The following is a 24854-nucleotide window of genomic DNA, read 5'->3' as shown; positions in this document are numbered from 1 at the left end:
CATATCCACATAGCGGGCCGGCCGGCTTCTGGGTGTCAGTGGTGGCTGGGATACTGAATCAATGGTCGATAACCAGAACGCCGCCCTTCTTTCCGCCGCACTTCCTTCGCTGAGCCCAGCTGACTCCGCTTCCCCCACCCGCCTCCAGGCCCTTGAGGTTCTCCGTGAGCTGGTGGGGCATCCTGCAGCGGAATTCCATGATGGACAGTTTGAGGCGATTGAGGCGCTGGTCGACGGCGGCCGGCGGGCTTTGGTGGTACAGCGCACCGGCTGGGGCAAGTCGGCCGTCTACTTCGTCGCGTCCCTGCTGCTCAGACGCCGGGGCGCGGGCCCCACGCTGATCGTCTCGCCGTTGCTCGCACTGATGCGGGACCAGGTGGCTGCGGCCGCCCGCGCAGGGGTGCGGGCAGTGGCTATCAACTCGGCCAATCAGCTGGAGTGGGACACCGTCCGTGCACAGCTGGCGGCCGATGAAGTTGACGTGCTGCTGGTATCTCCGGAGCGACTCACCAACCCCTCGTTCCGGGAGAACCAGTTGCCGGAGCTCATCCGGCGAACAGGTCTGCTGGTTATTGACGAGGCCCACTGCATCTCCGACTGGGGCCATGATTTCCGGCCGGACTACCGCAGGATTGCAGACCTGATCACCCAGCTGCCGGAGACCGTTCCGGTCCTGGCCACCACGGCCACGGCGAACTCCCGCGTAGTCCACGACATCGAGGAACAGCTGGGCGTCGGAGTCCTGACCATCCGCGGTGCACTGGGCCGCGACTCGCTGCGCCTCGGCGTGCTTGCGCTGCCTGATTCACGCGAACGGCTGGGTTGGCTCCTGACGCACCTCGCCGATCTCCCCGGCAGCGGCATCATCTACACGCTCACGGTGTCCGCTGCTGAGGACACTGCCCGGCTTCTCGCGGAAGCCGGGCACAAGGTTCTGGCGTATACCGGCAGGACCGATCCCGCGGACCGGGAACGGGCGGAGCAGCTGCTGAAGGACAATGAAGTCAAGGCGCTGGTGGCCACGTCGGCGCTGGGGATGGGCTTCGACAAGCCCGACCTGGGCTTTGTGGTCCACCTTGGTGCACCTTCCTCCCCGGTGGCTTACTACCAACAGGTGGGCCGTGCGGGGCGTGGTGCGGCCAATGCGGATGTCCTGCTGCTGCCGGGCTCGGAGGACCGCGATATCTGGCAGTATTTTGCCACCGCCTCGATGCCGTCCGAAGAAAAAGCCAATGCAGTGCTGGCGGCGCTGGCCGACGCCGGCGCGGCGGTTTCAACTGTTGCCCTGGAGGCGCGGGTTGACCTCCGCCGCACTCCTCTGGAGCTGCTGCTGAAGGTCCTGGCAGTGGACGGTGCCGTGGAGCGCGTGGGCGGGGGATGGCGGTCCACCGGCCAGCCTTGGATCTACGACGCCGAGCGTTACCGCCGGATTGCCGAGGCCCGGGTGGACGAGCAGGATTCAATGGTGATCTACCAGGACACCGCCGGATGCCGGATGGAGTACATCACCTCGGTCCTGGACGACGAGACAGCACATGCTTGTGGCCGTTGTGATAACTGCGCGGGCCAGTGGTTCCCGGCGGACATCGCGGCGAATGCCACGGAAGCGGCCGGCCAGACGCTCAGCCGGGCCGGCGGAGTACTGGAGGCACGCCTGCAGTGGCCCAGCGGCATGGACCGTCTGGGTGTCCCGGTCAAAGGCAAGATCAAGCCGGCTGAAGGTCTTGCGGACGGCCGTATCCTGGCCCGGCTCACTGATCTCGGCTGGGGCGGTGCCCTGCGCGAACTGTTCGCGGCCGGCGCCACGGACCGGCAGGTTGACCCGGGCATGCTCCAGGCGTGCGTGCAGGTGCTGCGTGAATGGGGGACAGGTGACCCGCGCAATCCGGGCTGGAGCGGTGCGGGCCGGCCTGCAGCCATCGTCAGCATCCCGTCGCGGGGGAGGCCTGAACTGGTCCGGTCCCTGGCGCAAGGGATTTCGGAGATTGGCCGGATGCCCTATCTCGGCGAGCTTCAGCTGGGCCATGGCGGACCCACGGGAGGCCGTGGTGGCAACAGCGCGTACCGGCTGGCTGGAGTGTGGGACAGACTGGTGGTGGGCCCGGAGCTGGAGGCCTCCCTCGCGTCCATCCACGGCCAGAGCGTGATGCTGATTGATGATCTGGTGGACAGCCGCTGGACTGTCACCGTCGCGGGACGCGCCTTGCGGCAGGCGGGGGCGGGGGCTGTCCTTCCCCTGGTGCTTGGCCAGGCCGGCTGACCTCCGCGCCGGCATGCCGGTGCAGCGTCATGCTGTCTGCGGTGCTGAACAGCATAAGAACGGCCATGGCCATGAAAGCCCCTCGGAACGGACCGGCGGGGTCCTGGGGGAGCAAGGCCAGGCCGTCGAAAACACGGATCAGCAGCGCAGCCACCGCGATGCCCGTACCTGTGGCGAGCTGGACCAGCGTTGCGGAGACGGTGTTGGCCGACGTGAGCTGGGCTGGGACGATGTCCGCGTACTGCACGGAGGCGTAGGAAGAAAAGCCGATGGACCGGAAGGCTCCGCTGCACACCAGCAGGGCAAATGTGACGGGCTGTGGAGTATCGGCGGTCAGCAGGGCGCACAGCACGAAGGTCGCCGCTGAGGCCAGGGAAGCGAACACGAGCATCGCCTTGAATCCGAAGCGCCTGATCAGCGGTGTGGTGGCCGGCTTGATGCCGATGTTCCCGATGAAGACCGCCGCCACCATGATTCCCGCGTGCAGCGGAGTCCAGCCGAAACCGGCCTGGAACATCAGGGGCAGGAGGAAGGGCACCGAGCTGATGGTCAGCCGATAGACGAAGCCGCCGGTGGCCATGGCCCGGAAAGTCCGGGTGGAAAAGACACTCAGATCAAAGAGCGGGTTCCTGGCTCGCGTCATCCACACCGCTGCCCCTGCGAGGGAGGCTACGCCTGCGGCTGCACACAGTGCCGCCCACGGACCGTCGTGGTGGCCGGTAGCCAATTCCAGGCCCACCACCAGGGCGCCCACTCCGGTGGTGGTCAGGACCAGGCCCAGCCAGTCCAGCCTGCGCTGACGGTCACCTGCAGCGGTGGGCACCAGCCGCAACGCCGCGATGAACGCTGCGAGGCCCAGCGGCAGGTTGATGAGGAAGATCCAATGCCACGACAGATACGTGGTCAGCGCGCCCCCCACCAGGGGAGCCAGAACGGGAGCCAGCAGCCCCGGCCAGACAAGGAATGCGGTGGCGCGCAAAAGCTCCGATTTTGGAGTTCCGCGCAGCACTACCAGCGTGCCGACCGGAACCATCATTGCCCCGCCCGCTCCCTGCAGGATCCGGCTGAGCGTCAGCGTGGTGAGGTCCTGGCTCAGGGCGCAGCCCAGCGAAGCGGCGGTAAAGATCGCTATGGCAAGGCAGAACACACGCCGGGCCCCCAGCCGCTCGGCGAGCCAGCCGCTGAGGGGAATGCCCATGGCCACGGTCATGAGGTACGCCGTCATGGTGATGTTGACGTCGGCGGCAGGCACGCCGAAGTCGCCGGCGATGCTTGGGATGGCGGTGGTGAGGACGGTGCCGTCGAGGAATTCCATAAAGAACGTGGCGGCCACCAGCAGCGCCAGTCGGGGGTTCCACACCTGGCTGTCGCTGGGGTTCGTGTCCACCGGGTTGCCTGCTGCCATCCGTTTATCCTGCCATCGTGGCCGTGCGGGGGTCGTGCCGTGTCCGCACCGCGGATATGTCCCGCCCCAACTAGGTCGCATTTAACGTCGTTATGAGCGCTCATGACGACGTTAAATGCGACCTACTTGGGCTTGCCGCAAACGCAAAAGGCCCCGGTCCAGGACCGGGGCCAAACGCGGAGACGGGGGGATTTGAACCCCCGGTGGAGTTGTGCCCCACACTTCATTAGCAGTGAAGCCCATTCGGCCGCTCTGGCACGTCTCCAATTGCTATTCCTAGCCCACCAAGGATACGCAGAACGGGGCATGCAGCGCAAAACGGCTCGATACCAGGGGGCTGAGGGGGCTTGCGGGGGCGGCAGGGACATCAGGAAGCCGTGAACTGATGTGATGAGGGCGGGTTGTAGGTTTCTGCGGCCCGTGGCACGCCGACGGATCCTCTACGGACCAGCCTGGCCTTGAGGGTCTCCGCTGCGGTGGGTGCCTTCCGGCCTTCGATCTGCCGAATCAGGGCGTTTGCGGCTGCCATCCCCATCTCGTAGACGGGTTGTGCGATGACGGTGAGGGGCGGCGTGGTGAGGCGCGTCCATGCGAAGTCGTCGTACATCAGGAAGGAGACATCGCCTGGGATGGACAGGCCCAGTTCCTGGATACCTTCCACAACGCTTAAGGCGATGAGGCCGTCAGAGGCGATGATGGCTGTGGCCGCATCGGGGCCCTGCAGCAGCTCCCGGGTGATCTTCCGAATGGATTCCGCATCGCCCGCGTTGAGCCGGACCAGGCCCGCGGGGTGACGGAGGCCGTGATCCTCGAAGGCTTTAAGCATTCCGTCAACGCGCTCGGAGATCTGGGACGAGGCGAGCTCCATGCCATCGTTGTAGGGCTGGGCTGCTTTGAGGGTTGAGACGAAGGCGATCCGCCGGTGTCCGGCCTCCAGGAGATAACGTGTGGACTCGTAGGAGATATCGCCCGTGTCCACGGCGAAAGTCTCGACGTCCAGTCCTCCGGCCTTGCGATCCAGCAGGACAAGCGGGCGTCCGGACTCGCGAACCTGTTGCAGGTGTCGGATCTCCACTGACGACGCCGGTGCAACGATGAGGCCGTCCACCCGCTTGTCCAGAAGCACACGGACCGCCTCGACTTCCGCAGCCGTTTCTTCGTCCGTATTGATCAGGATGACGTGGAACCCGCTCTTCTTCGCGACGTCCGTGATGCCCCTGGTGGCAAGGCCGAAGTGCGGGTTTTCGATGTCACCCACGACCACCCCTATGGTGTGGGATTTGCCGGTGTTCATGCTGCGGGCGAGTTCGTTCGGGCGGTAGTCGAGTTCTTCCGCTGCCGCCAGTACACGCTCCCGGACATCCTGGCTGACGGCGCCGTAGTTACCCAAGGCCCGTGCGGCTTGGGCTTTTGACACCTGGGCGGCCTTTGCGACGTCCGCGACCGTGATGTCGCGGCGCCTTGAACCATTACTGCTCATGTCGGCCTTCCGAGAGGGGCCTTGACGGCCGATGTGGCTTGGGTTACATTTTTAGCAACCCCATGTGAGTCCGGTCTCAATCGTACGGGCTGAGACCGGACTCAGCAAGGGATTCTGAAAATCCGTTCGACCGGCCCAAGGCCGCCCTGCTTCCCATGATTGGAAAAACGCTGTGACTAATCGATTGAAATTCCGCCCCGGGGCAATTGTTGCGGCCGCGGTTGCAACCGTCCTGGCACTTTCGGCCTGCGGGGGATCCAGCCCCGCCTCGTCCTCCTCGACCGCCGATAACCCCTACGGACTGATCCAGCCGGGCACCATCAGGGTGGCCAGCCTCGGTGATTCGAAGCCTTACACCTTCGCCGATGCCCAGGGTAACTTCACCGGTTTCGACGTTGAGCTCTTCAAGGACGTCGCCCACCGCGCCGGAGTGGACAACGTCGTCTTCACCGGTCAGGACTTCTCCGGCTTGCTCGCAGCAGTGGCCAACGGCCAATTCGACGCAGGAGTCGCCGCCATCGGCATCACCGACAAGCGCAAGCAGACCGTCGACTTCTCCGACGGCTACCTGGCCGGCTACCTGACCGTCATCACCACGGAGACCTCAGGGATCAACAACGCGGACGGTCTCGCTGGAAAGCGCCTCGGCGTGGTGCAGGGGACCCTGCAGGAATCCTACGCCGTCAAGAACTTCACATCGGCGAACCTGGTGCGCTTCCCGGACAACAACACCGCGATTTCCGCTGTCAACAGCGGTGCCGTGGATGCGCACTTCCTGGATTATGAGGCTGCTAAGGCCTACCAGGAGCAGTTCGGCCTGGTGAGCGCCGCCGATATCCCGTCCTTCGATGCTCCCGCCGGCTTCGCGGTGGCGAAGGACAAGACCGCCTTCAAGGAAGCCTTGAACAAGGGCCTGGCCGCGGCGATGGAGGACGGCACCTGGAAGAAGCTGTACCAAAAGTGGTTCCCAGGCTCCCCGATGCCCGAGCAGTACCTGCCCAAGGCCGAGCAGACAGCCACTCCCACCCCCAGCAAATAGGCCGCCGGCTCTGCCTGCTGGCAACTGAACGGGCGGGCCGCCCCAAGCGGTCCGCCCGGCACTCAAAAGCTAACTACGTCTGAGAGTAACCATGGACTGGTTCAATACCATCATCCGCACCTTCTTCGACTTCGGCGCAATGGCCGAAGTCCTGCCCCAACTCCTCGGAGTAGGGCTCCTGAACACGCTGATCATCTCTGTCGCTGCCACGGTCATCGGTCTCGCCCTGGGCATGATTGTGGCCATCATGGGCATCTCGCCGTCCAGATGGCTGCGTGTTCCGGCCCGGATCTATACAGACCTCTTCCGCGGCCTTCCGGCCATTCTCACCATCCTGCTGATCGGCCAAGGCTTTGCCCGGCTGAGCCAGTCCATTTTCGGCCCGTCCCCCTATCCCCTGGGAATCATCGCGCTGAGCCTGATCGCGAGCGCGTACATCGGCGAAATCTTCCGCGCCGGGATCCAGAGCGTGGACAAGGGTCAAGGGGAGGCTTGCCGTGCATTGGGCATGAGCTACGCCAAGTCCATGGCCCTGGTGGTGGTGCCGCAGGGCATCCGACGGGTCCTGCCCGCCCTCGTCAACCAGTTCATCGCCATCGTCAAGGACTCCTCCCTCGTCTACTTCCTGGGCCTGCTGGTCAGCGAGCGCGAGCTCTTCCGGGTCGGCCAGGATGCCGCCGTGCTCTCCGGAAACCTCTCGCCACTGGTGATGGCAGGGATCTTCTACCTGGTGATCACGGTCCCACTGACCCACCTGGTCAATTATTTCGACAACCGCTTCCGCGCCGGAAAGCGGCGTCCCTCGGCACCAACCAGCGGCCTGAACGAAGTCAAAGAACTCGACGCGGCCTCGCCGCTGATCACCGGGAGCAACACATGAGCCTCGCAAGCAGCACCGCCCCAGACATCGAAACCTTCCACGGCTCCAGCCTGGAGCTGAAGAACCTGACCATGGCCTACGGCGACATCGAAGTGCTCCGCAACGTCAGCCTCACCGTCGCCCCGGGGACCACCACCTGCATCATCGGCCCTTCCGGTTCGGGGAAATCCACCCTCCTCCGCGGCGTCAACCGGCTGCACGAACCCAAGAGCGGGGACGTGCTGCTCGCCGGCGAAAGCGCACTGGAGGTCAAGCCGGACATCCTCCGGAGCCGAATCGGCATGGTGTTTCAGCACTTCAATCTCTTCCCGGACCACACAGCACTCGAGAACGTGGCGCTGGCTCTCTGGAGCGTCAAGGGAATGCCCAAGGCTGAGGCACGCGAACGTGCCCGCCGCCGGCTCGCCGAGGTCGGACTCGCGGAACGGGCCGACCACCGGCCGCGGGACCTCTCCGGGGGCCAGCAGCAGCGGGTCGCCATCGCACGCGCCCTGGCCATGGAGCCCGAGGTCATGCTCTTCGACGAAGCCACCAGTGCCCTGGATCCAGAGCTGGTCAAGGGAGTACTGAGCCTCATGGCAGGCCTCGGCAAGCGCGGCATGACCATGCTCGTCGTCACGCATGAGATGGGCTTCGCCCGCAAGGTCGCCGATCAGGTGGTCTTCATGGACGAGGGCGAAGTCATCGAGTCCGGCACCCCCGCCGAACTGTTCGACAACCCGAAAAGCGAACGGCTCCAGCGGTTCCTGTCGGAGGTGCTGTGATGAACCGGACGACCCGCCGTCCTATCCGCACCGGCGTCGTCGGGTTCGGGATCTCTGGCAGCGTGTTCCACGCCCCGCTCGTCGAAGCTGATCCGGACTACTCGCTGGATGTCATCGTGACGTCGGATCCGGAACGTGCGGCCGAAGCTGCCCGGCGATACCCGAAGGCCCGGGTCGTCCCGACTGCCGAAGCGCTGTTCACCCTTGTAGGGGATCTTGATCTCGTCATCCTCGGTACGCCTCCGCTCACCCACTTCGATCTCGCCGCCACGGCCATCTCCCATGGGTTGCACGTCGTGGTCGACAAGCCGTTTGTCACGACGTCGGCCGACGGCGAAGAGCTAGTCACCCGAGCAGCCGACGCCGGTGTGCACCTGAGCGTATTCCAGAACCGCCGGTGGGACGCCGACTTCCTGACCCTCCACAGGCTGGTGCGGGAGGGTGCACTCGGCGAAATCCGCACCTTCGAATCACGGTTCGAATGGTGGCGTCCCGAGGGATTCGGCAACTGGCGGGACACGGCAACCCTGGCCGAAGGCGGTGGGATCCTTCACGACCTCGGCGCACACCTGATCGACCAGGCCATCCGGCTGTTCGGAGCAGTGGAGGAAAGCTACGGCGAAACGGCGAACCACGGGCCCGCTCCGGACGGCGCCGAAACCGAGGCCTTCGTCTCCCTGCTCCATGAATCCGGGGTGCGGTCCAGACTGTGGATGAACAGCATGGCAGCCCAGGTTGGCCCGCGGTTTCACGTCCTCGGTTCCAAGGCGGGGTATACAAAGTGGGGCCTCGACAGCCAGGAGCCGGCCCTCGCAGCTGGCCTGCCGCCGTCGGACCCCGCCTACGGAGTCGATCCCCAGGACTCTTGGGGGGTCTTGGGAATCGACGGAGCCACAGAACCGGTTCCGGCCGAAAAGGGGGCGTACCCAAGGTTCTACACGGACCTTGCCACGGCCCTGCGGGGGACTGGGCCGCTGCCGGTTGCACCGGCCGAGTCCCTCGAAGTCCTCAAGGTCATCGAAAAAATCCACGCCTTCGCTTAGCCGTACCAGCCGTAGCCGTCAATGGCATCCCATATCCCGCGCCCAAAGCGCCCAAGTATCAATGAAGGGGAGAACCATGTCCTCCATCGCTCCAAGCAAACGCGTCGCCATCATCGGAGGCGGCATCCTGGGGGTTTCCACCGCCGTCCATCTGCTCCGGGGGGGCGCATCCGTGACCCTGCTGACCGAAAGGGGCCTCGCAAGTGAGGCGTCCGGGCGCTCCTTGTCCTGGCTCAATTCTGCAGGAGAGAGGTCCACTCCTTATCACCAGCTTCGCCTCGCCGGTGTGGATCGCTACCGCACGCTCTTCGCAAAAGACCCTACCCGGGACTGGCTGCAGTTCGGCGGTGGGCTCATGTGGAACGCCGCCGGTCAGCAGGACGTCACTGCGGCCCGGCACGCCTACGAGGAGTCTGTCGGCTATGATTCCCAGCTGCTGGGCCCGGCCGAAATCGCAGCTGTCACCCCGGGGATCGATGCAACGGCAGTCCCGGAAAACGCCATCTTCAACCCTGGCGAAGGCTGGGTCAGCCTGCCGGACCTGGTGGATTTCCTGATGGAGGAATTCCACCTGCTCGGCGGCCAGCTCGTGCTGAATGCCGGCAAGGCCTCCGTCGTGGTCGACGGCGGCCGCGCCGCCGGTGTCGAGACGGCTGCGGGCGACACGTACGAAGCCGACGCGGTGGTGGTCGCCTGCGGGGCCGCAACCCCTGCCGTCGTGGCGCCGCTCGGCGTCGAGATCCCCAACGGATCCCCACTCTCCATGCTGGTGGTCACGAAACCGGTCGAGCACGAGGTCAAGGCTGTGCTGAACACGCCGCGCGCAGCCGTCCGGCCCAATCCGGGAAAAACCCTTGCCCTGGACCATGACTGGTATGAAGAGCACATCACCGAGCATGCCGACGGCTCCTTCGATATCCCGGACGCCGTCATCCAGGAACTGGCCGACGAAGCGTCCAAGCTCATCGCCGGCAATCCTGACCTCAAGCCGGCGTCCTGGAAGATCGGCTACAAGCCCATCCCCGGCGACGGCGAACCGGTCTTCGGGGAAACAGGCCAGGTGCCCGGCTGCTTCGTGGCCTTCACCCACTCCGGGGCCACACTCGGACTTATCGCCGGCGAACTGCTCAGTGATGAGATCCTGACCGGAAGGAAGCACCCGATGTTGGCCACGTTCCGGCCAGGGCGTTTCTCCTAGGAGCCGGCCAGCGCTAAGCAGCCCCGCCGGCCAGCGTCCGCCACAGGAAGTGCTGGCTGCGGGCCTGCAGCGCGGCCGCCTGCCGGTTGTCCGAGGCACCCGCGTGACCGCCCTCAAGGGCTTCGTGGTACCAGACGTTCGGAATGCCCATGGCCTGCATCCGGGCTGCCATCTTTCGGGCCTGGACCGGACCCACCCTGTCGTCGGAGGTGGCGGTCCAGATGAACGTTTCCGGGTATTCCACGCCGTCCTTGAGCAAGTGGTAGGGCGAGAACGTCCTGATGAAGTCCCACTGTTCAGGCACATCCGGATCACCGTATTCGGCTATCCAGGAGTGACCGGCGGACAGCTTGGTGTACCGCCGCATGTCCAGCAGCGGGACGCCGCAGGAGACGGCGCCGAAGAGTTCGGGGTACTGCGTGAGCATGTTTCCTACCAGCAGCCCGCCGTTGGACCCTCCCACGCAGCCGAGGCGCTCACGCGACGTGACCCCGCGGGAGATGAGGTGCCGGGCCACGGCCGCGAAATCCTCGTACGCGCGGTGCCGGTTTTCCTTCAGGGCCGCGCGGTGCCAGGCCGGCCCGTATTCGCCGCCGCCGCGGATGTTGGCCACCACATAGACGCCACCGCGGGAGTGCGGGCCCTCGCCAGGGGTGCCGGCTGCGTCCGCTGTGCGCCGTTCCAGCCATGCCCGGCCCACTGTCCCGCTGTAGGCCGGGGTCCGCGAGACCTCGAAGCCGCCGTAGCCCGAGAGCTGGGTGGGGTTTTGGCCGTCCAGGACAAGGTCGCGGGAGGCCACCTGGAAGTAGGGTATCCGGGTGCCGTCGGCGGAAACGGCGAAGTGCTGCTGCACCTCGTACTGCCCGTCATTAAAGAACGACGGCGACGCCTTGACTTCCGCATGGCTGCTCACCACGCCCGCGGTCCCGGCACTGCCCTCGTGGGCGGGCACGCGCCCGAGGCTTCCCCGCATCAGGGTGCTGGGAGTGGTGAACCCGGTGGCGACGAGCCAGAAATCATCCCCGGCGCCGCCGTCGGCCGAGGTTTCATCTTCATCGTCCACCGCGTAGGCGGTCACGTCATGCAGCGGCGGGCAGGCGTCCAGGAGCGAGGACGCCCAGGCGCCGGACGCATCGCCCGGCCTGGACGGGTCGAGCACGCGGATCTCAGAGGAGACATCCCGCAGGAGGTTGAGCAGCAGGAAATTCCGGGTCCAGCTCCAGGACTGCAGCGATGTGTTGGTGTGCGGCGTAAACAGTACGGAGAAGTCCCGTGCTCCGGTGAGGTACTCCTCAAACCCGGCCGCCAGCAGGGATCCTGCCGGGTACGTGGTTCCGTTGACTGCCCAATCGCGCTGGGGCCGGAACAGGAGCCATTCGCGGTGGGCGCTCAGGTTCACGTCTGTCGGGGCGTCGATTTCAACCCAGGAGCCGTCCTGCAGAAAGAAGGTGCTGCGGTTGAAGAAGTCGATGTAGTCCACGGCGAACGTCCGCTCGAAACCAGGAGTGGAGTCGTGAGCCACCACGGCCATCATGTGGTCCTCGGCCACGTCAAACAGCCGCGGCGCGTGGCTCAGGGACTCACCGCGCCGCAGGGTCACGGCCGTGCGGGCATAGGAAGACGCAGTCCGCGGCAGGCCCGCGGCTGTGGAAGCGACCAGCAGCGTGTCCGCGTCCAGCCACGAAACGTTGCCCTTCGCCGTCGGAAGGTCAAAGCCGCCGTCAGAGGCGTCAACGAAGGTCCGGGTCTCGACGTCGAACTCGCGGTACCGGTTGGCGTCGCCGCCGTCGGGGGAGAGGGCCAGGAGCGCCAACCGGTGCGGCTCGCCGGCCGGCGGGCGGAGGAAATCGGCACCGTGGAACACCCACTCCACACCCTCGGCGGCCGCGAGCGCATCCACGTCCAGCAGGACATCCCATTCGGGCGCGTCTGAGCGGTAGCTTTCCCAGGTGGTGCGGCGCCACAGGCCCTTGGGATTCTGCTGGTCCTTCCAGAAGTTGTAGTACCAGTCGCCGCGCTTGGCCACCATGGCAATCCTGTCAGTGGAGTCCAGCACCTCCAGGATGCTTCCCTCCAGGCCTGCATAGTCGGCGTCCTCCAGCAGGTCTTCAGTACGGGCGTTCTGTTCCCGGACCCAGGCCAGCTGCTGCTCACCGTGGATTTCCTCAAGCCAGACGTTCTCATCGGTCGGTTCGGGGGCGGTTGCCGGGGAGGCGGGGGAACCGGAACCGGGTGCGGGCGTTGGATCAGCTGCAGTGGTGGTCATGCGCCCCATCCAAACAACATCCGCGCGCAGCTAGCAAGTCAAGCGCCCAAGTCACATGCCGATACTCTGGATGCCGTGGGTAAATCGCAGAGAATCCGGACAGCCATCATCGGCGCCGGCCCCCGGGGTACCAGCGTTCTGGAGCGCCTGCTCGCCCACTGCGCCGTCCGCACCGGATCCATTCTCCACATCGACGTGATTGATCCCTACCCGGCCGGCCCGGGGCATGTGTGGCAGCCGGACCAGTCACGGCTGTACCTGATGAACACGCAGTCCTTCTATCCCACGGTCATTCCGGAGGATCCACTGCTGGCACCTCCGGTGGCCGGCACCACGTTTGACCTGTGGCGGGCCCGGCAGCAGCGCGATCCGCTGCCGACGCTCACCGCCGACGAACGGTCCGAGCTCGCCGCACTGGGTTCCGGGGACTTTCCCAGCCGTGCCATCTACGGCCGGTACCTCCGCTGCACCCTTGAGGAGCTGACGGGTCAGGTGCCCGACGGCGTCACGATCGTGTTCCACGAAACGTCCGCCCTGTCGGTGCGCCCGTCCGCCAACGGAACGTTCGACGTCGGACTCGCTAACGGCGCCTCCCTCACGGTGGACTCCGTGGTCCTTGCCCTCGGCCACGTTCCCTCCCGGCTCAACCCCGAGCAGCGGGAGCTGCAATCCTCCGCCGGGCAGCTGGGCCTGCGGTACCTGCCGCCTTCCATCCCGGCGGACGTGGACTGGTCCGAGGTCCCGGCAGGCGAACCGGTGCTCGTCAGGGGCATGGGGTTGAATTTTTTCGACGCCATGGGCCAGCTCACCGAGGGCCGGGGCGGCAAGTTCATCGACTCCGGGCCCCTTCTTGAGTATGTTCCGTCCGGCCAGGAGCCGCTGCTCATCGCTGCGTCCCGCCGAGGCACCCCATACCGCACCAAGGCGGCCTTGAACGGGTACTACCCGGCGTCGGTGAACCTGCGCTACCTCACCGGCGCGGCGCTGAAGCGGTTTGCTGCCGCCGGTGTCCGCCCCGGGTTCGACCATGACCTCTGGCCTTTGCTCCACCGCGACACACTGTGGGCCTACTATTCAACGCTGGTGCGCTCGCAGCCCGGGGCGGTTCCTGATCCGTCCGCGTTCCTGGCGGACCTTGAGGAAGCGCTCCGCCCGCATGCCCACAGCGCGGCCAACTGGGAGAAAGCTGTGGAGAGCGTCCTTGCCGTCCATGTGGGGCCGCGGCACCGGCTGGACCTGCTGGGGCTCGCATCGCCCCTGGCGGGCCGGACGTTCGCCTCCCACGCCGAACTCGATGCCGCCGTCGTGGATTACCTCCTCGATGACGCGCGCCGGTCCGCCCTGGGGGAGCAGGACCCGCTCAAGATGGCCATCGGCGCCCTCCATCACGGCCGCGCAGTCCTGAAAACAGCAGTGGCCGACGGCGGCATCACCGATGAGTCGTGGGTCGCCGGGCTCCGGGGCTGGTTTGAGTCGTATGTGGAAGGCCTGGCAAGCGGGCCGCCCGCCCTGCGCGCAGAGCAGCTGGCCGCCCTGGCCCGCGCCGGTGTGGTCAGCTTTGTGGGGCCAGACCCCAAGTTCGGAATCGACCGTCGGATGGGAGTGTTCACAGCGGCTTCCCCGTGGGTGAAGAGTCCGCCCAGGATGGCGAAGACCATGGTTGAGGCCCTCGCGCCGACCAACCGCGTATCCGCCAGTGCCTCGCCGCTCCTGGGACAGCTCCTGGCGGACGGGCTGGTGCGGTCGCGGCTGATGATGACGGCGGAGGGTGCTCCTGTCCAGGCCACGGGCCTGGACGTCAGGCCTCATCCTTACCGCCCGGTTGCTTCCAATGGCTCCGTCGTAGCGGGCTTGTATGTGCTGGGCCTGCAGCTCTCGGCGGCCCAGTGGGGCACAGCCATCGCCGCGGAGGCAGTCCAGCCGGGCGGCCCTGCCTACCGAAGCGGCCAGCGCACCCTCCGCGACGCGGACGAAATCGCCCGCGCCATCCTGGGGCGCTGACCGGATCAGGTAATACTGCGGGTGGCGGCGAGAAATATTTGCCGCCCGGCCACGGCTGCGGCCAGTTCCGGCTGCGTCACAGGCAGTAGCCGGACGCAGTCTTAGCTTCATAACCCTCCCGGCGGCGGGCCGGAATGTTTCCTTGGACTGAGCGGCGGGTCCTGGTTGGCGGAAAATCATGGCGGCGCATTGCGCTGCGTTTCTTTGTATTCCGCGTCGTTTCCTTATGCGTCCGGAATACTCCGTGCGACGCCCCGCGGAGCCCGATTACTCCCGGTTTCTTGCGGTTTCCCCCCGTTAACGTGGCTCTTCTGGCTGAGATTCATCTCTGCTCTGATGGTGGACACGAGCCAGACCGGCCCGGTCCACCGCACGAAATTCAGAGAGAATCCGCCATGAAGAACCGACTCTTACCCGCAGGAATCATCTCCGCCGCAGGCAGGGCAGCTGCCGTGGCAACCGCCGTGGCTGCTGCCACCGCGGTCTCGCTGGTGGTGTCCGGTTGTGGCGGCCCGGCAACAGCCCAGTCTGGCGTGGCGGGTGCCGCGGGAGAGGAAGTGAAAACCGTCCGCTACCAGGGCTCACCCAACAACGTGTCCCTCCTGGAACTCGCGGAGGATCTTGGTTACCTGGGCGACGTCAAGCTCGAGTGGGTCAGCAACACCACCAGCGGACCGCAGAGCATCCAGTCCGTCGCCACCAACCAGACAGACATCGGCGGAGCGTTCACCGGGGCCGTGATCAAGCTGATCGAAGCAGGCGCACCCGTCCAGGCCGTCATTAACTACTACGGCGAGGACGCACAGACCTTCACCGGCTATTACGTGGAGGAGGGCAGCCCCGTCAGGACCGCCAGGGACCTGATCGGCAAGAAGGTAGCCGTGAACACCCTCGGTGCCCACCATGAGGCTGTGATCACCACGCACCTGAAGAACAGCGGCTTGACTCCCGACGAGATCAAGCAGGTGCAACTGGTGGTGGTTCCGCCCAACGAAACCGAGGTGGCCCTCCGCAAGAAACAGGTGGACGTGGGGACTCTTGGCGGTGTTCTCCAGGACCGGGCGCTCGCCGAAGGCGGCGTACGGGCCTTGTTCACCGACATTGGTGTCCTGGGCGGTCCCTTCGACGCCGGACAATACGTCCTCCGCAAAGACTTCATTGCACAGAACCCGGAAACCAGCCGGACGGTGGTGACAGGAGTCGCCAAGGCCATCGAATGGGAGCGCACCACCGACCGGGAGGAGGTCATCGCAAAGTTCGAGGAAATCCTTGCCAAGCGCGGCCGCAATGAGAGTCCTGAAGCACTCAAGTACTGGAAGAGCGTTGGCGTGGCTTCCACCGGCGGCCGGATCCAGGACAACGACTTCACCCGCTGGGCCGACTACCTGAAATCAGCCGGCATCATCACCGGCGATCTCGACACCAACAAGCTCTACACCAACAAGTTCAACGACTTGGCTGACGCGGCCCCGGCCACAACATCGAAAGGACAGCCATGACCCCCAAAATCAGCCTCCGGAATGTCACCAAGGAGTTCGTCGTCCGCCAGGGCAAGGGCCCTCGCCGGAACAGCGAACCGTCTGTCCTCACGGCGCTCGATGACCTCAGCCTGGACGTGGCCGACGGCGAGTTCCTCACCCTTGTAGGTCCCAGCGGCTCCGGCAAGACCACCCTCCTGGACCTGCTGGCCGGGTTGTCCCGCCCCACCGCAGGGAAGGTCCTGGTGGACGGGAAGGAAGTGACGGGACCCGGACAGGACCGGGCGGTGGTGTTTCAGCAGTACGCCCTGTTCCCATGGCGCACCGCATCCGCCAATGTCTCCATTGGCCTGGAGAACAAAGGCCTGTCCCGGAAACAGCGTGCCCAGACGGCCAGCCGGTTCCTTGACCTTGTGGGCTTGGCCGGCTTTGAGGACCGCTACCCGCATGAATTGTCCGGCGGCATGAAGCAGCGCGTGGCCATCGCTCGAAGCCTGGCCTATGAGCCGGACGTTTTGCTGATGGATGAGCCGTTCGCCGCGCTGGACGCGCAGACCCGCGAACAGCTCCAGGACGAGCTTCTGCGGATCTGGAAAGCAACGGGCAAGACGATTGTTTTCATCACCCACGGGATCGATGAGGCCGTCTACCTGGGCCAGCGGGTGGCCGTGCTCAGCGCCCGCCCCGGCAGGCTCAAGGAAATCGTGGACATTAACATCCCGGACCGCGACGGCGACGCGGACATCCGCTCGCATCCCGCCTTTGTGGAGCACCGTCACCAGGTCTGGTCCCTGCTCCACGACGAGGTCCGCCTGGCCCAGGACTCCGGCCACAGGAAGATCCTCCCGGACGGCACCGCCCCCGACGAACAGCCACATGAAAGGAGCGCCGCCTGATGACCGCAGTGCTGACCAAATCAACTGCATTGAAATCACCGGACACCGCATCTGCCCAGGCGGGTGCCGCCGTCGGACACTCCGCTCCGGAGCGGCCTCCCGAGGGGGACCGGCAGAAGGTCGCGGGAGGGCTTTCCGCCCTCGCCGGCCGCGCAGGCCGCGCAGGATGGAAATCGCTCGCCGTCCTGCTGTTCCTCGCGCTCTGGGAGGTGGGTCCGCTGTACCTGGCAGGTCCGTCCACCCGCGTATTCCTGCCTCCGCTGCACGAGGTACTGTCCGCCGGAGCCAAACTCGTCGAATCCGGCCAGTTGCAGAACCACCTTCAGGCAAGCCTCTCCCGCTCGGTGTCCGGCTTCAGTATCGCCGTCGTCTCGGCTGTGGTGCTGGGGCTCCTGATCGCCTGGTACGGCTGGCTGAATTCGTTCCTGAACCCGTTGCTGGAGCTCTTCCGGAACACGGCCACCCTGGCGCTCCTCCCGGTGTTCACCCTGCTGCTGGGAATCGGCGAGGAATCCAAAATCACCATCGTCGCCTATGCCGCGTTCTTCCCGGTCCTGCTGAACACCATTGCCGGCGTCCGAACCGTGGACCCCCTGCTGATCAGGGCTGCCAAGTCCCTGGGCCTGAACAGCTTCCGGCTCTTCCAGAAAGTGATCCTGCCGTCCGCGGTGCCCACCATCTTCACCGGAATCAGGATGGCCGGCACGTCGTCCATCCTGGTGCTGATTGCGGCCGAGATGGTGGGCGCGAAGGCCGGGCTGGGCTACCTGATCGTCAATTCACAGATGAGCTTCCTCATCCCGGACATGTACGCCGGCATCCTGACAGTCTCCGTGCTGGGCCTGCTGGTGAACCTGCTCCTCGTGTCACTGGAACGTCACTTCTCCCGCTGGCGCACCGCCGTCGGCTCCACCTCCTGAATCCGTCCCTTCTGAACTGCAAAGGAAACACCATGACCGTCATCACTGAAACCAAGCTCCAATTCACCAAACTGGGATCCCGCATCGGCGCAGAAATCCGCGGACTGGACCTGAGCGCTGATCTCAGCGACGCCACCATCGCCCAGATCCGGGAAGCCCTGAACGTCCACAAGGCCCTTGTCTTCCGGGAAGCAAACGTGCTCGACGACGACGCCCAGGTCCGCTTCGCCAGCCGCTTCGGCCCACTCACCAACGCCCACCCCACAGTGGCTTCCGTGGACGGCAAGCCCGCGGTGCTTCCGGTGGACAGCGAAAACGGCAGTGCCAACAACTGGCACACGGACGTGACGTTTGTGGTGAACCCGCCCCAGGCGTCCACCCTCCGCAGCATCACCCTTCCCAGTTACGGCGGTGAAACCCTGATCGCCTCCTCGGCCGGTGCCTACCAGGACCTGCCGGACGAGCTGCGCAACTTCGCGGACACCCTGTGGGCCATCCACACCAACGACTATGACTACTCGGTGCCCAAAAACCTGGAACACGCCAACGCCGAGGAACGCCGCAAAGAGTTCACCCGCATCCACTTCGAAACGGCCCATCCCGTGGTCCGCGTGCATCCCCTCACAGGTGAAAAGGGACTGTTCATCGGCGGATTCGCCCAGCGGCTGAGGATCGTCGGCCTGTCCAACACGGAGTCCAAGGACATTCTCCGGCTCCTGCAGGCCTACATCACCCGTCCGGAGAATGTGGTCCGGGTGAACTGGGAACCGAACCAGCTGGTCCTCTTCGACAACCGCATTACCCAGCACTACGCGCCGGACAACTACGACAGCCAGGCCCGCCAGCTCAACCGGGTGACGGTCGCCGGCGATATCCCCCGGGGAGTGGACGGCCGCAGCAGCACCTCCCTCAAGGGTGATTCGTCCGCCTACTCTGAGACGGTCGTCCTTGACGATGCTGTGTCCGCCGGGGTTCAGCGATGACCCCGCCGAGGCAGCTTCACCTCAATGCCTTCCTGATGAGCACCGGCCATCACGAGGCATCGTGGCGGCTGCCGGAGAGCAACAGTCACGCCGGTACGGATGTGGCGCATTTCCAGCGGCTGGCGCAGACAGCCGAGCGCGGGAAGCTGGACTCCATCTTCTTCGCCGACTCGCCGGTCCTGCACGGAAACGTGGCCCAGCGGCCATACGGGGGCCTGGAACCCACGGTGCTGCTTGCGGCGATAGCGGCCGTCACAGAGCGGATAGGGCTCATTGCCACAGCATCAACCACGTACAACGAACCGTATAACCTGGCGCGGCGCTTCGCTTCCGTGGACCAGATCAGCGGCGGCAGGGCCGGTTGGAATGTCGTGACTACTGCGGGGGATGCGGCGGCAAAGAACTTCTCCTTGGCCGGTCAGCCTGCGCACTCCCAGCGGTATGAGCGTGCCGCGGAGTTCCTGGACGTGGCCAAGAAGCTCTGGAACAGTTGGGAGGACGACGCTATTGTGGCCGACAAGGCGGCGGGCGTCTGGGCGGACAGTTCCCGCGTGCATCCGGCCAATCACAGGGGCACGCACTTCCAGGTGGAGGGCGCCTTGGACGTCCCGAGATCCGCTCAAGGACACCCCGTGATTGTGCAGGCAGGCTCTTCGGAAAACGGGAAGGATTTTGCCGCCCGGTATGCTGAGGCCGTCTTCACAGCGCACCAGACCTTGGCGGATGCCCAGGCTTTTTATTCAGACCTGTTGCAGCGGACAGCAGCGGCCGGCCGGGATCCGGATTCGATCAAGATCCTGCCCGGCATCGTTCCAGTCATAGGCAGCACGGAGGAGGAGTCGCTGCGGCTCGAGCGGGAGCTCGATGAGCTCATCCTGCCGGAGCACGCACGGAACCAACTCGCCGGGTTATTGCGGGTTTCACCGGAGTCCCTGCAGCTGGACGCCCAACTCCCGGACGGCCTCCTGTCCGAGGATGAAATCGAAGGTGCCAAAAGCAGGTACACGCTGATTGTGAACCTGGCTCGGCGGGAACGCCTCACCGTGCGGCAGCTCATCGGCCGGCTCGGCGGCGGCCGCGGGCACCGGACGTTCTCCGGCACGCCGGAGCAGGTGGCAGACGCCATCCAGGGCTGGTTCCAGGCCGGGGCGGCGGATGGCTTCAACATCATGCCGCCCGTGCTGCCCTCCGGACTGGAAACCTTCGTGGACCAGGTGGTTCCCATCCTGCAGGACCGCGGACTCTTCCGTCGGGAGTACACGGGGCAGACCCTGCGGGAGCACTTTGGACTGGCCAAGCCGGCCAACTCCTTTGAGCGGGTGCCGCAGCCGGCCTGACCGGGCCCCGGTCCCAAAAGCCCGGGTTTTGTCCAGGTACTGGCAGGTAAAGGCCTCAAAAGGGCGATTATGTGGACAGAAACTCGGATGAAAGAGGTGCCCCTCCCCACTGATTCAGTCGGGAGGGGCACCTCTTGTTGCCTAAAACGGGCGGGAGCTACCCGCGAAGGCACTGCTGGTACTGGATCCAGGCAATGGCGTAGCGGATCCAGCCCAGGGCGTCGTACCACTTTGCAGGCGGAACGGGAGCCTTGCAGACAGGCGGAACGGGTCCGCTGGCTGCCACCTTCACGTCGGCCTTGACCACCGTCCCGGACTCGGCCGCTGTGAGGGTCAGCGTGCCTGTCCCTTCGGCTGCGCCTGAGGGAACGGCGAGGCTCACCGTCGCCGCACCGGCCGAAACCGGCACCGTCCCGAGAGCTGTGGCAGCACCGGCAGCGTCGGTGAACACCGCGGCAAGCGAGGTGTTGACGGGGCTGCCCAGGGACGTGAGGTCCAGCTTGGAGATGCCCAGCGTGATGGCTTCTCCGGACTTCACCTCGGCGGCCGTCGTGTTGGTGACGGCAACGGTCCGGCGGGCGAAGTCCGGCGAAACCGGCTTGTGCTCCTGGAGGAACCGGATCCAGGCGTCGCGGTCCACCAGGCCGGAGTCCTTGGTGCCGGCTCCTTCCTTGAAGACCCGGAAGTTGTCACCGCCGGTAGCCAGGAAGCTGAACGTGCCCACCCGGTAGGACTTCGCCGGATCGATGAGGGCACCGCCCACCCGGATCGAGGTGATCCGGTCACCCGCGGCGCGGCCGGCGTCGTAGGTGTAGTTGATGTTCTTGGACAGGCCCAGCTGCTGGTAGGCGCGGCTGGGAACCGTGCCGTCCGGGTTGGTCTGCCACTGCTGCTCCAGGAGCGTTTTGAACTGCGCCCCGGTCAGGGACGTGGTCCAGAGGTTGTTCACGAACGGCAAAACCGAGTTGGCCTCCGCGTACGTGATGGTGCCGTCGGGCGCGTAGTAGAGCTCGTTGCGGAGGCCGCCAGGGTTGACCACGCCGATCTCGGCGCCGCCAAGCTCAGCGGACTGAAGCGAATCCAGCAGGGAGTCCGCCACCAGGTTTCCCAGCGTGGACTCGCTGGCACGGTCATCGCGCTTGGCCGGTCCGCCTGCGGGGTCCGGGGTGAACGCGGTGGTGATGTCGGCAGTCACCGCGCCCACCGGCTGGTTGCCGATCACGGCTGCGTCCGCCAGGGCTTTCTTCACAATGGCGTCAACGGTTGCGACGCGCGGGTAGGCGGCCACCAGGCCGGCGGCGGCATCCGTGGTCCGCTTGACGTTCCCGGCCTGGTAGCCAGTCACTTCCTTGGTGCCGGTGTCCACCGCGAGCCGGATCTGGCCGATGTTTTCGCCATAGTTGCCGGTCTGGACAATCGGACGGGTCTTGCCCTCCACGCCCGGAACAGGTGCGTCCCAGGCATATTCCTTGTGCGTATGGCCGTTGAAGATGGCGTCCACGTCTGCTGAGGTCTCGGTGACCAGCTTGGCGAAGGGGCCGCCTGCTGCGAGTTCCTCGTCAAGGGTGGCGCCGTCCGGCGTCCCGGACCCGGCGCCGTCGTGGTTCTCGACGATGATCACGTCAGCGAGGTTCTCCGCCGTGATCCGGGCCGCCACGCGGTTGATCGCGTCCACCGGATCGCCAAACTCAAGGTCCGCGATTCCCGCAGGCGTGACCAGGGAGGGTACTTCCTGGGTGACCGTGCCGATGACCGCCACCTTGACGCCGTCCATGTCCAGCACGGTGTACTCGGGCAGGACCGGTTCCGTGGTGCCCTTCCTGTAGACGTTGGCACCGAGCATCGGGAATTTGGCGTTGCTTCCGCCCGCGATGACACGGTCGCGCAGGTCTGCCCAGCCGCCGTCGAACTCGTGGTTGCCCACCGCGGAAGCCTTCAACTCCAAGGCATTCAGGACATCGATCGTTGACTGGTCCTTGGCCACGGCGGAGGCGAACAGCGAGGCTCCGATGTTGTCGCCGGCCGACAGGAACGCGGTGGGCCCGGATGCGGCTGCGCGCAGCTTTTCGATGGTCCCGGCGAACAGGACGGTGTTGGTGTCGATGCGGCCGTGGAAATCGTTGATGCCCAGGAAGTTCAGCTCCACGCTTGCCGGCGACGTGGGCAGGTCCAGGCCCACCACCACGGGATCGTGGTCACTGGCGCGGTACTGGTCCGGGGCGTAATAGTCGGTCGCATTGTTGTTATACCTGCTGTACTCCAGAGCCACGGACTCCACGGAGTTGATGTTCCAGATGTCGGCACCGGTAACAACAGCGTCCGCACCGGGTGAAGCCAGGATGTGGTCCAGGGAGCCCACCAGGCCGCCGAAGAGGTAGGAGTGCTTGGCCGATCCGTCGCTGTTTTTGGCCTTCCCGTCCTGGTTGACGTAGCCAGCGTCGGTCAGGACATTGAGCGGGTCCTCCTCGGCGTAGGAGTTGAAGTCGCCGATCAGGAACACCTTGTCCGTGCCCTTGTCTGCCTGCAGATGCGTTGCGAAGTCCAGGAGGGACTTCGCCTGCGCTGTGCGTGCGAGGTTGGACGCGCCCTGGCCCTTGTCCGTGTCCGTAGGGTCAGTCGGCGGCGGGGAACCCTTGGACTTGAAGTGGTTGGCGATGGCGATGAACTTCTTGTCGTCCGGCGCGCCCACCGGCTTGAACACCTGGGCCAGCGGTTTGCGGGCACTGGCAAAGGCCACTGTGTCGTTGAGGATGATGGACTCGCCCACGGGCTCAGCGGCGGCTTTCTTGAAGATGAACGCGGTGCGGATCATGTCCTCGTTTGCCAGCGGGGGAGCGTTCGCTGGCGTGCGGACGTAGTCCCAGATGCCGGGGGTGGCGATATTGAGTGCCTCCACGAGCCTGGCCAGGGCGTCGTCCCGGTCCTTGCCGAACTGGGCTGAGTTCTCGATCTCCATCAGGGAGACGACGTCGGCACCGGTCTTAGTGATGGCGCTGACGAGCTTGTCCTGCTGGCGTTTGAAGTTCTCTGCGTTGGCGGCGCCGCGGGCGTCACAGCCGCCCCGGACGGTGATGGGGTTGCCATCCCGGTCCTCGTAGTACGTGCAGCCGGTGAGCTGGTCACCCGTGGTGGGGAAGTAGTTCAGCACGTTGAAGGAGGCGATCTTCAGGTTTCCGCCCACTGCTGCCGGAGCGTCAGAGCGGGTGGCGCCGAAGTAGGCCGGCTGGACGGTGCCCTTATTAGCGTCCGTGAGGTGGGTCAGCGGCTGGAACTTCCAGGCGTTGTTGGCGTAGCTGAGCACCACGTTGGTCTTGAACGTCACCGGAGAGCCCACCCGGACAGGATCGCTGGTTGTCAAGTACGGAAGCACCTGGGCTTTTGTGGCGGCATCCTTGAGGAAGTTGGTGGTGGAGCCGTCGTCCAGCTTGATGCCGCGGGCGGCGTTGTCCGCCACGGCTGCGCTGTATTCAGCGGAACCGTAGCGGGCGACGGCGGTGGGCTGGACCAGCGGGCCCGTGCCGCCGGCCAGTCCGATTTCGCCGTACTGGTTCAGCGAGTAGTTGTCCGTGACAGTGACCGGCCCCTGCGGGGCGAGCAGCATGCCTTCGAGGGCCTCGCGGAAGCCTTCAACGGCGGGGAGCGAGAAGTTGGTGGCCTTGACCTCAGGGGCAGCTTCAGTGAGCTTTGCCAGGCCGGCGGCGTCCGCCACGCTGACCTGGGTCATCCCGTAGTGTTCCGAGACGGCGCCGGTGACTTCCACGAAGTCGCCGATCTGCACTGAACCTGCCGTAGCGGGGGAGTAGACAAAAACAGCGTCCGACGCCGCGTGGTTGGCGGGCGTGAGGTCGCCGCCGGTTCCGGGGGTCTGGACATAGTAGCCAGCGAAACCGCCAGTGGGGAACGCCGCGGTAACCTTGCCACGTGTGGCCACTGTAGCGCCTACGAGGGGGCTGGCAGCGCCGGTGCCCTGGATTTCAGCGATGGTCCGGGCCGTGGGGGCGGGAACCGGGTCAGGCGTGGGGTCGGGATCCGGGTCGGGGTTGACCGTGCCGCCGGACGCCGTCGGGGTGATGCTGGCGTTCATTGCGAAGTCTGCGAGGTTGCTGTTGCTGTCCGCCCCGGCGGCGCGGTTCAGGCTCCTGACGTCGGTGTTGACGGTGGGAGCCTTCGCGGCCTGGGTTTCGAACGTGTTGGAGGTGCCGTAGCCCAGCAGGTCGGCCACGTTGGCCGGCTCAATGACGGAGCCGGTTGCGAGCGGGACAGCAGTGGCCTGCCTGGCCAGCACAATCGTTCCGCTTGAGCCTTGGAAGTTCAGGTTCGTGGCAACAACGTCCGCAGTCGGGAGGTCGACTCCGTTGGTTCCGTTGCTGCTGCCCTGCACCAGGTAGTGCCCCTTGGCCGGAATGGATCCGGTCAGGGCGGCCACGCTGCCTGGCGCTCCGGTTCCGGTGGCCGAACGGTACTGGAGGGACCAGCCGTCCAGGGAAACCGGCGCATCGGAGGCATTGTAGAGCTCGACGAATTTGCTCTTGTAGGCCGCCCCGGCGCTTCCGCCGCTCAGGTAGGCCTCGTTGATGACAACGGGCGAGGTTCCTGCCGCGGCTGAGACCTCCGCTGCTGAGACCTCCGCTGCCGCCGGTATGGCTGCCAGCGGAGCCGCGATGAGCCCCGCGGACAACGCTGTGCCCAGCGCTACTTTCCAAGATGTATGGTGCATCCGCTCCGACTTTCGTGAGGGTGTCCCGGCTAGGGGACGCGATGGAATGTGTCCGGCGTGTACCAACGGACAGGGGCCCGGACCCTGCTCCTGGTCAAGCGGTGTCCGGCACATCAAAACAGCGCTGAATGAACGCAGGATTGATTGCGCGTGCATTCGGCGGAACATCCCAGCGAAACGTGCCGCC

At 65.6% G+C, this 24854-nt stretch carries 16 protein-coding genes and 1 tRNA gene; 12 read left to right on the top strand and 5 right to left on the bottom strand.

Annotated features, from left to right (window positions below; all coding sequences use genetic code 11):
• Nucleotides 1-61: 61 nt before the first annotated feature.
• Nucleotides 62-2260, top strand: a complete 2199-nt coding sequence (locus QFZ30_RS16970; protein WP_307078189.1) for a RecQ family ATP-dependent DNA helicase — start codon at nt 62-64, stop codon at nt 2258-2260.
• Here the strand turns inward: QFZ30_RS16970 and QFZ30_RS16965 are convergent.
• The 3 genes from QFZ30_RS16965 to QFZ30_RS16955 form a co-directional block, all read right to left on the bottom strand.
• The gene (locus tag QFZ30_RS16965; RefSeq protein WP_307078187.1) at nt 2184-3665 is read right to left on the bottom strand and encodes an MFS transporter; all 1482 of its coding nucleotides are present in this window, start codon (nt 3663-3665) and stop codon (nt 2184-2186) included. The genes QFZ30_RS16970 and QFZ30_RS16965 overlap by 77 nt on opposite strands.
• 177 nt (nt 3666-3842) lie before the next feature.
• Nucleotides 3843-3930: transfer RNA gene (locus QFZ30_RS16960), tRNA-Ser, on the bottom strand.
• A 102-nt stretch (nt 3931-4032) separates the two neighbouring features.
• Nucleotides 4033-5145 (bottom strand): LacI family DNA-binding transcriptional regulator, encoded by a 1113-nt coding sequence (locus QFZ30_RS16955; RefSeq protein ID WP_307078185.1) that lies wholly within the window; start codon nt 5143-5145, stop codon nt 4033-4035.
• A 172-nt stretch (nt 5146-5317) separates the two neighbouring features.
• On the opposite strand from QFZ30_RS16955, the gene QFZ30_RS16950 reads away from it, so the two are divergent.
• The 5 genes from QFZ30_RS16950 to QFZ30_RS16930 all read left to right on the top strand — a co-directional run bounded on the left by QFZ30_RS16950 (nt 5318) and on the right by QFZ30_RS16930 (nt 10069).
• Nucleotides 5318-6184, top strand: a complete 867-nt coding sequence (locus QFZ30_RS16950; protein ID WP_307078183.1) for an ABC transporter substrate-binding protein — start codon at nt 5318-5320, stop codon at nt 6182-6184.
• A gap of 91 nt (nt 6185-6275) precedes the next feature.
• Nucleotides 6276-7064: an amino acid ABC transporter permease gene (locus tag QFZ30_RS16945; RefSeq protein ID WP_307078181.1), complete on the top strand. Its 789-nt coding sequence runs from the start codon at nt 6276-6278 to the stop codon at nt 7062-7064.
• Entirely contained in the window at nt 7061-7828 is a 768-nt protein-coding gene (locus QFZ30_RS16940; protein WP_307078179.1) for an amino acid ABC transporter ATP-binding protein, read from the top strand. Before QFZ30_RS16945 ends, QFZ30_RS16940 begins: the two co-directional genes overlap by 4 nt.
• A complete protein-coding gene (locus tag QFZ30_RS16935) occupies nt 7828-8871 on the top strand; it encodes a Gfo/Idh/MocA family protein (protein ID WP_307078177.1) in 1044 nt (347 codons plus the stop codon). The genes QFZ30_RS16940 and QFZ30_RS16935 overlap by 1 nt, the downstream gene beginning before the upstream one ends.
• Nucleotides 8872-8947: 76 nt before the next feature.
• On the top strand, nt 8948-10069 hold the full coding sequence (locus QFZ30_RS16930; protein ID WP_307078175.1) for an NAD(P)/FAD-dependent oxidoreductase: 1122 nt from the start codon (nt 8948-8950) through the stop codon (nt 10067-10069).
• 13 nt (nt 10070-10082) lie between these two features.
• On the opposite strand, the gene QFZ30_RS16925 is transcribed toward QFZ30_RS16930, so the two are convergent.
• Complete coding sequence (locus QFZ30_RS16925) at nt 10083-12335, bottom strand: prolyl oligopeptidase family serine peptidase (protein ID WP_307078173.1); 2253 nt, start codon at nt 12333-12335, stop codon at nt 10083-10085.
• A gap of 75 nt (nt 12336-12410) precedes the next feature.
• Between QFZ30_RS16925 and QFZ30_RS16920 the strand changes: the two genes are divergently transcribed.
• From QFZ30_RS16920 to QFZ30_RS16895, 6 genes are all read left to right on the top strand, one after another.
• Complete coding sequence (locus tag QFZ30_RS16920; RefSeq protein ID WP_307078171.1) at nt 12411-14336, top strand: FAD/NAD(P)-binding protein; 1926 nt, start codon at nt 12411-12413, stop codon at nt 14334-14336.
• A 395-nt stretch (nt 14337-14731) separates the two neighbouring features.
• Complete coding sequence (locus QFZ30_RS16915) at nt 14732-15835, top strand: ABC transporter substrate-binding protein (RefSeq protein ID WP_307078169.1); 1104 nt, start codon at nt 14732-14734, stop codon at nt 15833-15835.
• Nucleotides 15832-16710, top strand: coding sequence for an ABC transporter ATP-binding protein (locus QFZ30_RS16910; RefSeq protein WP_307078168.1), 879 nt, complete (start codon nt 15832-15834; stop codon nt 16708-16710). The genes QFZ30_RS16915 and QFZ30_RS16910 overlap by 4 nt, the downstream gene beginning before the upstream one ends.
• The gene (locus tag QFZ30_RS16905; RefSeq protein WP_307078166.1) at nt 16710-17630 is read left to right on the top strand and encodes an ABC transporter permease; all 921 of its coding nucleotides are present in this window, start codon (nt 16710-16712) and stop codon (nt 17628-17630) included. Before QFZ30_RS16910 ends, QFZ30_RS16905 begins: the two co-directional genes overlap by 1 nt.
• A gap of 32 nt (nt 17631-17662) precedes the next feature.
• Nucleotides 17663-18613 (top strand): TauD/TfdA dioxygenase family protein, encoded by a 951-nt coding sequence (locus tag QFZ30_RS16900; protein ID WP_307078164.1) that lies wholly within the window; start codon nt 17663-17665, stop codon nt 18611-18613.
• The gene (locus tag QFZ30_RS16895; protein ID WP_307078162.1) at nt 18610-19950 is read left to right on the top strand and encodes an LLM class flavin-dependent oxidoreductase; all 1341 of its coding nucleotides are present in this window, start codon (nt 18610-18612) and stop codon (nt 19948-19950) included. The genes QFZ30_RS16900 and QFZ30_RS16895 overlap by 4 nt, the downstream gene beginning before the upstream one ends.
• Nucleotides 19951-20107: 157 nt before the next feature.
• Here the strand turns inward: QFZ30_RS16895 and QFZ30_RS16890 are convergent, their stop codons facing one another.
• On the bottom strand, nt 20108-24667 hold the full coding sequence (locus QFZ30_RS16890) for an ExeM/NucH family extracellular endonuclease (protein ID WP_307078160.1): 4560 nt from the start codon (nt 24665-24667) through the stop codon (nt 20108-20110).
• Nucleotides 24668-24854 lie beyond the last annotated feature (187 nt).

Source organism: Arthrobacter pascens, from assembly GCF_030815585.1.
GTDB classification, from domain to species: Bacteria; Actinomycetota; Actinomycetes; order Actinomycetales; family Micrococcaceae; genus Arthrobacter; species Arthrobacter pascens_A.
The sequence above is the reverse complement of the archived record's forward strand: the minus strand, read 5'-3'. Positions and strand labels throughout refer to the sequence as shown.